The 12078-nt window shown below is 45.3% G+C and carries 13 protein-coding genes; 3 read left to right on the plus strand and 10 right to left on the minus strand.

Going from position 1 to position 12078, the window contains the following annotated elements:
- Window positions 1–72 precede the first annotated feature (72 nt).
- The 3 genes from zipA (at window position 73) to LPW36_RS01900 (ending at window position 3323) form a co-directional block, all read left to right on the plus strand.
- Window positions 73–975 carry a cell division protein ZipA gene (zipA, locus tag LPW36_RS01890; protein ID WP_230607805.1) on the plus strand — a complete coding sequence of 301 codons (903 nt, stop codon included), beginning with the start codon at window positions 73–75 and terminating at the stop codon, window positions 973–975.
- A gap of 87 nt (window positions 976–1062) precedes the next feature.
- The gene (ligA, locus tag LPW36_RS01895; protein WP_230607806.1) at window positions 1063–3084 is read left to right on the plus strand and encodes an NAD-dependent DNA ligase LigA; all 2022 of its coding nucleotides are present in this window, start codon (window positions 1063–1065) and stop codon (window positions 3082–3084) included.
- Window positions 3085–3107: 23 nt separating this feature from the next.
- A complete protein-coding gene (locus tag LPW36_RS01900) occupies window positions 3108–3323 on the plus strand; it encodes a DUF3820 family protein (protein ID WP_230607873.1) in 216 nt (71 codons plus the stop codon).
- A 291-nt stretch (window positions 3324–3614) separates the two neighbouring features.
- Here the strand turns inward: LPW36_RS01900 and LPW36_RS01905 are convergent, their stop codons facing one another.
- From LPW36_RS01905 to LPW36_RS01950, 10 genes are read right to left on the minus strand one after another with little or no spacing between them, the layout of a single operon-like run.
- Entirely contained in the window at window positions 3615–4565 is a 951-nt protein-coding gene (locus LPW36_RS01905; protein ID WP_230607807.1) for a phage baseplate protein, read from the minus strand.
- A gap of 13 nt (window positions 4566–4578) precedes the next feature.
- Window positions 4579–5745 (minus strand): phage tail fiber protein, encoded by a 1167-nt coding sequence (locus LPW36_RS01910; protein ID WP_230607808.1) that lies wholly within the window; start codon window positions 5743–5745, stop codon window positions 4579–4581.
- Entirely contained in the window at window positions 5746–6411 is a 666-nt protein-coding gene (locus tag LPW36_RS01915; protein WP_230607809.1) for a baseplate wedge 1 family protein, read from the minus strand.
- 9 nt (window positions 6412–6420) lie between these two features.
- Complete coding sequence (locus LPW36_RS01920) at window positions 6421–7623, minus strand: baseplate J/gp47 family protein (RefSeq protein ID WP_230607810.1); 1203 nt, start codon at window positions 7621–7623, stop codon at window positions 6421–6423.
- Window positions 7610–7963, minus strand: a complete 354-nt coding sequence (locus LPW36_RS01925) for a hypothetical protein (protein WP_230607811.1) — start codon at window positions 7961–7963, stop codon at window positions 7610–7612. The genes LPW36_RS01920 and LPW36_RS01925 overlap by 14 nt, the downstream gene beginning before the upstream one ends.
- Entirely contained in the window at window positions 7960–8634 is a 675-nt protein-coding gene (locus LPW36_RS01930) for a Gp138 family membrane-puncturing spike protein (RefSeq protein ID WP_230607812.1), read from the minus strand. The genes LPW36_RS01925 and LPW36_RS01930 overlap by 4 nt, the downstream gene beginning before the upstream one ends.
- Window positions 8631–9452: a baseplate hub protein gene (locus tag LPW36_RS01935; protein ID WP_230607813.1), complete on the minus strand. Its 822-nt coding sequence runs from the start codon at window positions 9450–9452 to the stop codon at window positions 8631–8633. Before LPW36_RS01935 ends, LPW36_RS01930 begins: the two co-directional genes overlap by 4 nt.
- Window positions 9445–9753 (minus strand): phage baseplate plug family protein, encoded by a 309-nt coding sequence (locus LPW36_RS01940; RefSeq protein ID WP_230607814.1) that lies wholly within the window; start codon window positions 9751–9753, stop codon window positions 9445–9447. The genes LPW36_RS01935 and LPW36_RS01940 overlap by 8 nt, the downstream gene beginning before the upstream one ends.
- On the minus strand, window positions 9750–10337 hold the full coding sequence (locus LPW36_RS01945; protein ID WP_230607815.1) for a phage baseplate protein: 588 nt from the start codon (window positions 10335–10337) through the stop codon (window positions 9750–9752). The genes LPW36_RS01940 and LPW36_RS01945 overlap by 4 nt, the downstream gene beginning before the upstream one ends.
- A complete protein-coding gene (locus LPW36_RS01950) occupies window positions 10334–12016 on the minus strand; it encodes a phage tail tape measure protein (protein ID WP_230607816.1) in 1683 nt (560 codons plus the stop codon). Before LPW36_RS01950 ends, LPW36_RS01945 begins: the two co-directional genes overlap by 4 nt.
- Window positions 12017–12078: the final 62 nt, after the last annotated feature.

Raw genomic sequence — 12078 nt, forward strand, 5'->3', positions numbered from 1 at the left:
GATACGCGGACAAATAGATTAGTAGGGTGAATGTTTGCCGCGGTGGCATGTATTAGAAGAGCAGAGATAGCGATGATGCAGAATTTGCGTCTAGTATTGATAGTTGTTGGAGCTATAGCAATTTTAGCGTTGTTAATACACGGTTTATGGATCAGCCGTAGAGAGCGCTCGTCAATTTTTCGGGATAAACCACTGAAGCGTGGAATAACACAAGAAAACTCAAAACCCTTTGATTCTTTAGAAGAGGGGGTTGGAGAGGTTCGTGTTCGTCCAGTTTCAGTATCCCGAACCGATCCGTTATCTGCCCAGGAACCGGTTGTAGAAAGTGAACCACTGCCAGAGTTCTCATTAGTATCTAATGAGTTAAAACAACCAGAGTCTAAGCTGGAGCTGGAACCTGAGGATGATGAAGTTTCGCCAATTCAGATGTCCTTTGATGATGTTCTTGCTTTCCCAAAAGAGCCTGAGCCAGCAGAACAAGATATGGTTGAGGTTATTACTGCTTCGGAGCAGGTACAGGAAGAAACAAAAGCTCAGCTGACTGATAAACCACAGGAGCTGGTTATTGTATTACATGTTTCTGCACTGAACGGCGGTAGTATTGCTGGCGATGTATTGCTACAAAGTATTTTGCATGCAGGATTTAAATTTGGTGCGATGGGTATCTTCCATCGCCATGTTGATCCTGCGGGAAGCGGTCCGGTGTTGTTTAGTCTGGCGAACATGGTAAAACCGGGTTCGTTTGATCCGGAAAATATGGCTGATTTTTTAACGCCAGGTATTTCGATGTTTATGATGGTGCCATCTTATGGTAATGCTCATCAGAACTTTAAGCTGATGCTTCAGTCAGCGCAGCGTATTGCTGATGATGTTGGTGGTGTGGTTTTAGATGATGCCCGCCACATGATAACTCCGCAAAAGCTTGAAACTTATAAAGCCCAAATCAGAGAAGTACTTGAGAATATGCCTAAGTAAGAATGAATAGGGCTGTCAGTTAATTATCTGTTTATCCAAAAAACCTCCGCCAGCCGGGGGTTTTTTATCATTATCAGTGAGTGAGTTATGGAATCCCTTAAGCAACGTTTAATTGAACTCTGTGAACAACTGCGTCATCACGAATATCTGTACCATGTTCTTGATGCACCAGAAATTCCTGATGCTGAATACGATCGTTTGATGCGAGAGTTGCGTGATATTGAAACTGCTCATCCTGAGTGGATAACCGATGATTCACCAACACAACGGGTTGGGGCCGCTCCTTTGTCTGCGTTTGAGCAGGTCATTCATGAAGTTCCCATGCTATCGCTGGATAATGTTTTTGATGAACATAGCTATTTAGCTTTTGATAAACGTCTGCATGACCGTTTAAAGAGTGATGAAGAGATAACGTTTTGTTGTGAACTTAAGCTGGATGGCCTGGCCGTTAGCTTATTGTATGAAGACGGTCGTTTGGTGCAGGGTGCCACCCGGGGTGATGGTACGACCGGAGAAAACATCACCTCAAATGTGCGCACAATTGGTGCTATTCCTTTGCGCCTGACTGGCGAAAATATTCCACGCCGCCTTGAGGTTCGCGGAGAAGTCTTTATGCCTCAATCTGGTTTTGAACAACTAAATGAGCATGCCCGGCGTAATCATGAAAAAGTATTTGCTAACCCACGCAACGCCGCAGCAGGGTCTCTGAGACAGTTGGATCCGCGTATTACTGCTAAAAGGCCACTAACTTTCTTTTGTTATGGTGTTGGTCTGATTGATGGTGGGGAGCTTCCCGATAGTCACTGGGAACGTCTGATGCAATTTAAGCGTTGGGGATTGCCTGTCAGCGATCGTATACGGTTATGCAAAGGTAGTCAGCAGGTACTGGATTTTTATCATCATGTTCAGGAACAGCGTCCTAACCTTGGTTTTGATATTGATGGTGTTGTTATCAAGGTGGATGATTTAGCCCTGCAGGAAGAGTTGGGGTTTGTGGCGAAAGCGCCCCGTTGGGCAACGGCATTTAAATTTCCTGCTCAGGAACAGATGACGGTATTGCGTGATGTTGAGTTTCAGGTTGGACGTACCGGTGCAATAACTCCGGTTGCTCGTCTGGAGCCGGTTACCGTTGCTGGCGTTACTGTTAGTAATGCCACGTTACATAATGCTGATGAAATTGCTCGTTTAGGGCTTTGTATTGGCGATAAGGTGGTAATTCGTCGTGCCGGTGATGTGATTCCTCAGGTAGTGGGGGTTATCGCCTCAGAGCGCCCCTCAGATGCAAAAGAAATCGTTTTTCCGACCGAGTGTCCCGTCTGTGGTTCGAGTATTGAAAAGATAGAAGGGGAAGCTGTTGCTCGTTGTAGTGGAGGTCTGGTTTGTGCTGCACAAAGAAAAGAGGCGCTAAAGCATTTCGTATCTCGTCGGGCCATGGATGTGGAAGGGATGGGAGATAAGATCATTGAGCAGTTAGTGGATAAAGAGTATGTCCATACACCTGCCGATTTATATCGCTTATCAATTGGTATTTTGAGTCGTCTTGAACGTATGGGACCAAAGTCTGCTCAAAATTTGGTTGAGGCGCTGGAAAAATCCAAAAATACCACTTTTGCCCGTTTTCTGTTTGCTTTAGGTATCCGCGAAGTTGGGGAAACGACTGCTGCGAATCTTGCCAGCCATTTTGGTTCTCTTGAGGCTTTACAAGCTGCGGATATGGAGACGCTTAAAACGGTGCAGGATGTTGGCGAGGTTGTGGCTAAACATACCTTTAATTTCCTGCGGGAAGAGCATAACCAGAAAATCATCAGCGAATTAACTGGCCCGGAAATTAGTATACATTGGCCTGCGCCGATAGTGATTATCCCTGAGGAAATAGACAGCCCCTTTGCAGGAAAAACCGTGGTGCTTACCGGTTCTCTTAGTCAAATGTCCAGGGATGATGCTAAAGCCCGGCTAATTGCTTTGGGGGCAAAGGTTAGCGGTAGCGTATCTAAAAAAACCGATATGGTGATTGCTGGTGAAGCTGCAGGTTCAAAACTGGCTAAAGCTCAAGAGTTGGATATTCCGGTGATCGATGAGGCGGAGATGATTCGCTTACTTGGTGCATGACGGATAAACAGGATATTGATGGAATGATAGAGAAAGAGCATTTGCTTCAGATTGCTAATACGCCAATGCCGTTTGGTAAATATAAGGGTAGGATGTTGGTCGATTTACCCGATGAGTATCTATTATGGTTTTCTAAAAAGGGTTTTCCTGCGGGTTCATTAGGGCAATTGATGGAACTGACGTTAGCGTTAAAGATAGAAGGGCTGGATAACGTTATCCGGCCATTAAAACGCGGATAGAATGGCTAAGAGAGTCTGATATATTCAGGCTCTTTTTTTGAGCTTTTTATTTGAGATTAGTAATGGAATGAAGAGAGCAGGGAAGATCAAATTTGAAATGGTGCCCGGGGCGAGACTTGAACTCGCACGGCGTTGCCGCCGAGGGATTTTAAATCCCTTTCATGATTGTTAAATATCAAATGGTTACAGAGATAGTTCCTAACATGAACAGGACGAAAACCACGAAGAAGCCCGGGGTTATGTGAGTTTAAACCTGTCATGTTAGGAAATGATTTTGAATAAAAATTCAGTTTATGCGGAGCGGTACCAGCACATTAGTTTAATGTACGAGTTTGTCACTGAGAATGCTGAACCAGATCCCGCACTGGAAGTTGTGCCGGATACACTGTGAGAATGCGCCCCTATACCAACTGTATGGTTATGCGCTCCGATACCAACGGTATGACTGTGCATTCCAGAAGCATCGGTACTGTGAAATAGATTTGTCATGAAGTGACCATCCACCCAACTGGCAGAGCCTCCCTGTAGCGTACAGTATCCACCAGCTATAGGGTGAGTATGATTACCTGTTGTATTGGTGGCCTTAGTTCCGTGGTCAAATGAGCTTACTGCTCTTGTGCCGTAATCAAATGCCGTGGTACCGGCTGAAAAACTGTGGTTATGAGAAGGTAAGTTTGTAGTGCTTAATGCCACAGAGTCTGAGCCTCCCGTTGTTGAAACATCGGAACCGTCGTATTTTGCAAGCCGAACTGTTTTATTTTCTCCGGTATATCTCCACTCAGTGCCAGGGAATGCGGTGTTAGGATCTATATTAGAAGCAAAGAAAATAGCGATCCCGATTGGATAGATTTGGTCATAATCCACTCCTCGATCAAGACGCCATGAGGGCTTCACTGTTGGTAGATCGGTGTTGTTATCTTTCATTGATTGATAAATTTCACCGTCTGTATAGCGTACTCTCGCATAGACAGAGTATGAAAATGCTACCCCACCATTATCTTCAGGCTGAATATAATCCGGAACTCCATTTTGCTGATACTGCTGGATGCACTCCATTACCAGATTTAGAAGGTAGTTCATTTTTTGCCGTTCGATGGGTTTGGCATCAGGGTCAGTATCTTTGTCGCGTTCATAGTCATAGGTATATCCAGCTTCCATACTCACCAGACCTGACGACTGCTGCTGAACGGGTACTGCAATTTTGTCACCGGAGTTAGCGAAAGGTGTTTTTATATATCGCATGCCTAATTTCCTTTTAATCAGATACAGGGTAGGTTTGAACGCGCAGGTCTACCCAGCGCCCTTTAGGGATATCAATAGGATCACCATCGTTAACGCCCGTCTTGATGTTTTGAGCAAAATTTGGGGAGGCAGGGTGTGTGCGATGATAAGATTTGATAACGATATCGCCGGAACCTTCCACAACGTAATCAACCCATATGAGCGGCTGCTTATTCTCGTCACACGGTATTTCAATATGCCATGCAGTATCAGAATTAAACCCCATAGCTGCACCCGATACTATATATACCCCCTCCGATATCCGGGAGGTGAGTACCCCTTTAGCTTCGTCGTTAACTTCGTTGCTCCCATTGCCGAAAAGTTTCACAACAGGCGAGGCTTGTTTGATAAAACCATTGGAATCAACAGTTGTATTTAAATCTGTCCGCATCGTAACGTAAACAGTTCTTGTTGTGTCGGTAACTTTTGCCAAAACTCGCCCAAACGTTGAACCAGAAAAACAAATAGCAAGAGTTGTTGAATAACGTGTATCTGTATGGGGGATATAGATATATGTATTATGGTTATCAATGCCGTTTAAGCCCAACCCTTGAGTAAAACCCGTCTGGCCAGCAATGCTATTGGTTTCTGGAGGGATAGCCCCAAGACCAAAGGCCCCCACAGACATAACGTTACCCGATAATTGCCCAATGTTTTTGGTTGATGCATCCCCCAAACCAAGCAACGATCTTGCGGCAGGAGCGTCATTAGAGGATATCAAACCGCTTCCAAATTCTGTCAGATTTTTATAAGGTAGCCGTTTCCACGCTGCTGTATCGCTAGGTGTTGAAGTATTGTTGTTTTTTATTGAGTAATAGATATCAACCCCGCTACCAGCATCATATCTAACCATTGCCGCTAGTGGGTATGCCACAGCGCTTCCACCGTTATCCGCTGCAGACACATAATCCGGAACGCCGTTGCGTTGATAGCGTTGCAACTCACTTGTTAGTAGGTAGAAAAGATAGTTAAGATAGTCACGCTCAATTACTTTTGCGTCTGCAGATGTTGCCAGGTCTTTTTCATAATCCGGACCATATCCTTTGTCGAAGTTCACTTCTCCGGTAACAGTTCCAGCCTCGGTGTCTGGTATCTCTTTTTTGTCGCCTGATAGTGCAAATGGCGTATTGATGTATTTCATTTAATCATTACCTCTGTACAGATTACCGTGTCCGAAGTTTTCGCGCTCGCTGCCTAACCCCCACACATTTCCGGTGATTGCTCTCTTAAATTGGATACCAACACCAGCAGGTCGGGGAAAGATATCGAACTTTTCCAGAACGAATCTGTATTGCTGGCTAATTGTTGAGTTAAGAAAGATCGTGACTAAGTTCATGTCGTAACTGTCTGAGGCATAGCCACCGCCTGTATCACCAAAAATATCGGCAATAATATGGTTCATTTCAGGGATTGTTCCGCGTGAGGTCAGTTGGTAGTAACGGAGCTTTAAAAGGAGCCTGGTTTGTTCCTCTGAGAGAGTGATTTGCTCTGAATCAATGGATTGAAAGGTACCGTTGTTAAAGTTTTCGTTATATTGGCCAAGACCGAATATGTGCTGTGATGGTTGATCTGATGGTGTGACAGAAAGGGGAATATTTAGAATGATTGCCCATACCGATAACCCAAAAGCATTGGCGGTATTGAGATTGAAAACGTTGGTATACCAGTCATTCCAGAACGTGGTTTGATTTCCGTTGTACCAGTTTTGTTTTTTCTGCAGCAATGCCTGTAGGTTCTCGGCATCGTTATATTCCCATAAAAGTACACGCATCAGGTCGACTGAAAAGTCGAACTCCTGAATACGCATTGCTTACCCCTATTGAATAATGACTGTTATCGCACTGATGGTGATTGCTGCGACTTCATCGAGAGCGATCGGGATCTCGTTAGTAGAGAAAACGCCATCGCTTTCCTTAGCTATTTCTACCTTTGAGACGAACAGTTCAGGATAAACTTCATTCACCCCGCCAGCTATTTCGAAGGGGGATATATCCTCACCAACAGCGAAGCCTGATTCGCCCTCAATTTCTCCGTTGGCATACATCATGATCGCTGTTTGTGCCTGCGTGGTTATACCTGTGGTGTTTAGCGATCCCTTTCGGATATATACTTTTATCAGCAGATTGATAATCTCCGGGCGCTCAAATGTTACTTCGTAAGTTTGGCCGCTGATTGGCTCAACGACGCTTACGTTAGTATTTCCGTTATATGCGCATCCTCCAGATTTTGTGTTGAGTAATGTTCTGGCCACATCGTCGTCAGTTCCTCCGTATACACAAACAAAAATCGAATGTGGTTTCATTTCGATCCCGTCGATGGTTTGGGTTTGGTTGCTAATGTTTTCACGAAACGACAGACTACGAACTCCATCGACAGTATAAAGCCTGGATATAATGGCCTCTGGCATGCTGACAGCTTGCAGTGCAAGGGTTCTTCTTCGTAGGTTTCTGACTGACAGGTCAGATTGTGAAAGCGTCCCTATGACTGCAGGTGAATCGTTTGTTATGCCATCCCATCCAAGAATAGCGTCAGAAGTTACGATTTCAGTTAATGATCCAGTTCCACAGGGCACCGGGCCAAACTCAAGAGACTGGAAGAGAACGTTTACCTTTCCGGTGTTATCGATTTTGGCTGATGAGACTGATTCGAAGGTATCACCTGCAGTTGTTCTTGCTCGAACTCTGGCACGAATGTTTGTGCCTGGCGAACCGATAAGAGTAGCCATGACTTGTGAGCGAGTAGCTTTGTCTCGTTCTCCCCCAGTCAGTGACCAGATAGCATCAAGAAAAATCCCACCTGATATGTTGGGGTTGATCTGGTTGGCCAGCGCTGCGTTATTTCTTACAACGTTTGCTCTGGCATTGGTTTCTGCAGCAATTAGCAAGCCCTGAGGAGTGCTATCACTTACGTCTAAGTCATCGCCAAATACTGCCCGGAACTCATTCTGAACTTCTGTTTTTATGTCTCCAGTATCGGGAATAATGACACCGGTAGAATCGATATACTTATAATTCTCCATTGAGTATCTCGCTCCCGTAGATGGTTTCTATTTGCGCCGAGTAAGACAGCGTTCCGTCTTGTATCCCCATTGATACACTGAGAACCTTGCTTACCCCTTTAACGCTCATAAGCGTTGAGCGAAGATATCCTTCATACATCTGTAAGTTTGGTGTTCCTGTCCAGATGAGTGACAAAGTGGGCATACCTTTATCTGTCGCGTAGATCATTTCTCCGGCCTGGGCTTTTACTGCTTGCTCTGCAATTGTCATGACAGCGGCGAGATCATTTGATATGGCCAATCGTCCATTATTAGCAATAAAGATATCGTTATTGCTATTTACCGATAGGGTGGTTGTCATGATGTTGGCCCTCCGGAGGTACCAGTACCAGTATCAACACCAGTATGCTTATGAGTTCGGAATTCAATTCCCGCTATAGTTGCGCCTGCGGTTGCTGTAACTTGGCCAGCAAGTTCAGAAGTACCGGTTACTTTAAAATTGCCGTCAACTTCAACTGTTGCTGCGGTGAGTTTGATTTTGTCAGGAAACAGAGAAATACGGACTGATCCATCGAGGGACTGGAGTACCGCATTCTCTTTATCCTCTGCGTTTATAATAAAATCACGCAGAACATTTGGAATAAAAACGCCATCTTCAAAGCTATGCTTTCGCTTTGTATTTGGCATAGACTCACCAAAGCTTTGTAAGTAGAGCGAGATATCACGGTCGTTGGCTTTAATCCATCCAAGATCACCAGCCTTTAATGGAAAGTTGAGCACAAACCCGCCACCGCCGAACTGCATTGCCGGTACACTGGTAAGCTGTGCCCTTGATACTGGCTCACCTTCAGTGGTAACGACAGATACCAGCGGGTGGACGGTGGCCATATTTGAATCTCGGTCATATGACATGACAACCGCTGGTAACATATCATCGATCTTCTGCAGTAATTTATCGAAGACCTGTTGAAGCATTCCTACCATACTGCCGTCATTTGCGGGGTCCCTTGAGGGCTTTGCTTGTTCACTCATGCTCGGGTAGCCTCTGCAATAAAATAGAAGGGAGTGTCACGGCTGGCTATCTCAAACGAGAGTTTGTGAATAGTGTAATTGCCGTTCGCTGCTGGATTTAATTTGCTTTCAACGCGGAGTAATCCACCGACCGATGTTGCCTGGTCAATGAGGTATTTCACTTTGATACCGACGTCGGTTAGTTCAGGTATTCCCACCAGACCGGTTTCAAGATTGAGCACTCTGACTGAGTTTTTCATCGGGACGCCGTAGTCTTTCACGACGATCTTGTCATCATCGATGTAGACGTTTAGGTTTCCGGTATCAGCCAGTTTTTCAACTTGTCGTAATGCCGAGCCGGTGAACGAATAGTTTCCGATGTTCTTGTCGGTAGCTTCAAACACCAGCTTCATATTGAGGTCACCGGCCACTTGGCTGGCTATCTCTGAGAGTGGTGTTTTGGCTGAATGATTCCGTGCAATCACAGAGCCTTTCTGGTGGTTTCCAGTCATTGCCTTGATTGATAGTTCAATGTCTGGCGGCTGTGTCGGGGTGGCACGGGTAATATCTCCAACGTAAAATAATCGTGCGCCAGTGGACTGCCGGCCAACATACAGATAAATGCGTTTCGGTGATTTGTTCTTATTAAACGGCGAGGTTTCGGTGATTAGGTAATCGCGGGTATCTTTGTCAAGGTTAGCTATTTTGATTTCACATTCGTTCTGGTTGGCGTTTCCGAACTTGGTACCACGAGCAACAATGTGCAACCCTTCATACTTCTTTATCATCCCGTTAGTTTCAATACCGACTATGACCACGCGTGGATCAAGTTCAGACATTTGTAATTACCTCCAATTCAGCCTGAGATGCATAGAGCAGAGTCTGTGTGCTGAATTTCTCCCAATTTGGCAGCTCATCATTGTCGGTCAGGAAAATAAAGTTTCCTGTCTCAAGGTATTCATACGGAATTAGTGGATACCCGGCGACGATACGGCAACCGGAAAGGATCGTGATTTCATCACGAATGATGGTACATGACATAACTCCGCGAGTTTCTTTCAGTGTGATTTCGTAGTTATGGCCATCAAGAAGAATGCTGAAAGATTGGTTTGGTGTTACTGCCAGGTTGATTTTCTTCATTTAAAAATATCCTCAATTTTCTTTTTCGCTTTCTTCCCCGCCTTGTAAATAGTAGAGCCTTTTTCCTCCTCTTCTTTGGTTGCATCGTTAGGCTGCTGTTGTCCGCGATCCTTTGTCTTGCCATCAGATTTATTAGATGGCTGAGAGATTGGAGCCTCTTCGTATTGAGGCGTAACAAACTGAGCCTCTTTGAGTTTCAGGAATAGCGGAATAGCATCGTAAAATTCAGACGTTTCTTCGTGCGGCATTGATTCAATAATCATGTCGTTGTAGGTGTCTGTTTTAGTTGTTACAGTCAGCTTTTCTCCGGTAAGAAACGCCTGTTTAATCTGCTGGTAGACACTCCGGTACTGTCCACCCTGCAGCAACATATCGATCTCAATCTCGGTCTGTAATATGACGCGGTGATCGGAAATGTCAGCCCCGTTTTCAAGTGGGTGACTCATCAGCTTTGATGTTTCTTTTACGGTGGCTTTCATTGGAATGGCATCATCAAAAAGCTTGCGAAAGCTTTTGTTATAGATGGCCACAAGACCGATAGAGGTTGTGGTGGTACTTAATCCGGATAATGGTAATAGACTCATCCCGCTACTCCGTCGTCCATTTGGTCGATACCTTGGCCAAAGCTACTCATTAACATATCCCGGGTGGCGTTCGCCACGCCCATTGGATCTGTTGCCTGAGTTGATACGTTGATATCACCAGTATTGACACTGATAGTTTTTGATACCTGCTGGCTTTGGCTGTTGGCAATGCTGTTGGAGGACTGCGCTGCCAGTGGGTTATTAGAAGCCTGGGATATCATCGATTGGCCTTTTGCTACGCCATCCTGCAGGCGTGATAATGCATCGGCGTTGGAGATTGGTTTTCCTGACTCGTTGGTAGGTGATGTACCACCAAACTCTATTTTTTCTTTCCCAAGGCGTGTAAGTAGGCTGTTTAATGGTCCTAGCAACCCGTTTAGCATATCGATAAAATATTGCTTGACCGAATCCCAAATGCCCTTGATTGCATCACCGACTTTAGAAAAGGCATCTGTTATTGATTTCATTGCCGCCTGAAGGCGTGGATTGCTGGCAAGAAAATCATCCCAAATTTTACCGAGCGTGTTGCTAAAGTTTTTGACTGCATTCTCAGGATCATTCCAGAGGTCTTTGAAGAATTGAATAACAGCCTGGCCAGTACGAATCATCACCCTAAATTGGCTAACGACAAAATCAATGGCTTCACCCAGCAGCGGATACTGCTTGATAAGTTCGCCGAGAGCCGAGTTTTCACCATTAATGAAGGCGATAACATCATCGATAACGAGAGCAAGAAGGGCGCATGCTGCGATGATAGCCAGGATTGGCCAGGTTGCCGCAATAGTTGCTGCAGCAGCGGATAGCATGGCCGGTAAGTATATTGCGGTAACGACTGCAGCAATGGCACTGAAGAAGGTGATGATAAACCGCTGATTGTCTTTAACCCACAGCAAGCCTATCTGTAGCCACTCGAATCCTTTTGTCAGCGCTGGCAGTACTGACGTAGCAAATGACATGGATAGGGATTGCATAATTTGCTTTGTATCATCAACCGTGTCGTTATACTTCCCGGCTATTTCAGCCTGTTCTTTGGTAACAACGCCGAACTCCTTTTGCCTGCGAATAGCGTCCTCTGTTGCTCTTCGTCCACTTTGAAGAAGGGCGATAGTGCCAGGGTCAAGCCCCAGCTTTTGGCCAAGACCTGCAGATTTAGCGCTGTCCATTTTTGCAAACTTATCCGCCAGTTCAGGAAGAAGTTGGAGAGTGCCTTTTATTTTTCCGTTTGAGTCCTTTGCCGAGATCCCAAGTTGTTTGAAGAAAGGTTCAAGCTGTCCTTTTCCGGTTGTTGCCAACGCAACAACAGAGGTGTTGAAGTTTTTTAAGGTACCAATAAATCCTTCTACAGTTCCTCCCGAACGCGCTACGGTCTCAGCCCATGCGTGAAGGTCTTCAACATTTTCACCAATGGCGTCAGCGGCTTTCCCTAAGCCATCAGCAAGCTCTGCACTGGCGTTAATGCTTGATAGTGCCGCGCCAACAGAAAGAAAGGCTCCCAGCGCACCGAGAGCCATCTTTATCATGGTGTCTGTTGATGCGTTGATTTTTTTTGTGTCTTCATCGATTTGTTGAAGCGTTTCGTCGAGTTGTTCGGCTGAATTGTTAGCCTCATCGGTTCCACGCCTTACGTCATCGGCATCAGATTCAAAAAGGAGCAGGAAGGTTTCGAGAATGCCGCTCATAATTAACGTCCGTTGAGTTGTTGTTGATACTTCATGGAAAGGTACTCGTTGTATTTAGGTAC

The organism is Limnobaculum eriocheiris (genome assembly GCF_021010575.1).
Lineage (GTDB): Bacteria > Pseudomonadota > Gammaproteobacteria > Enterobacterales > Enterobacteriaceae > Limnobaculum > Limnobaculum eriocheiris.

Excerpts from the sequence above, each read along its gene's own strand:
- LPW36_RS01935 (WP_230607813.1), bottom strand. The coding sequence starts at position 9,452 with ATGTCTGAACTTGATCCACGCGTGGTCATAGTCGGTATTGAAACTAAC.
- LPW36_RS01945 (WP_230607815.1), bottom strand. The coding sequence starts at position 10,337 with ATGAGTCTATTACCATTATCCGGATTAAGTACCACCACAACCTCTATC.
- LPW36_RS01950 (WP_230607816.1), bottom strand. The coding sequence starts at position 12,016 with ATGAGCGGCATTCTCGAAACCTTCCTGCTCCTTTTTGAATCTGATGCC.
- LPW36_RS01900 (WP_230607873.1), top strand. The coding sequence starts at position 3,108 with ATGATAGAGAAAGAGCATTTGCTTCAGATTGCTAATACGCCAATGCCG.
- zipA (WP_230607805.1), top strand. The coding sequence starts at position 73 with ATGATGCAGAATTTGCGTCTAGTATTGATAGTTGTTGGAGCTATAGCA.
- LPW36_RS01930 (WP_230607812.1), bottom strand. The coding sequence starts at position 8,634 with ATGAGTGAACAAGCAAAGCCCTCAAGGGACCCCGCAAATGACGGCAGT.
- LPW36_RS01915 (WP_230607809.1), bottom strand. The coding sequence starts at position 6,411 with ATGCGTATTCAGGAGTTCGACTTTTCAGTCGACCTGATGCGTGTACTT.
- LPW36_RS01925 (WP_230607811.1), bottom strand. The coding sequence starts at position 7,963 with ATGACAACCACCCTATCGGTAAATAGCAATAACGATATCTTTATTGCT.
- LPW36_RS01910 (WP_230607808.1), bottom strand. The coding sequence starts at position 5,745 with ATGAAATACATCAATACGCCATTTGCACTATCAGGCGACAAAAAAGAG.
- LPW36_RS01940 (WP_230607814.1), bottom strand. The coding sequence starts at position 9,753 with ATGAAGAAAATCAACCTGGCAGTAACACCAAACCAATCTTTCAGCATT.
- LPW36_RS01920 (WP_230607810.1), bottom strand. The coding sequence starts at position 7,623 with ATGGAGAATTATAAGTATATCGATTCTACCGGTGTCATTATTCCCGAT.
- ligA (WP_230607806.1), top strand. The coding sequence starts at position 1,063 with ATGGAATCCCTTAAGCAACGTTTAATTGAACTCTGTGAACAACTGCGT.
- LPW36_RS01905 (WP_230607807.1), bottom strand. The coding sequence starts at position 4,565 with ATGCGATATATAAAAACACCTTTCGCTAACTCCGGTGACAAAATTGCA.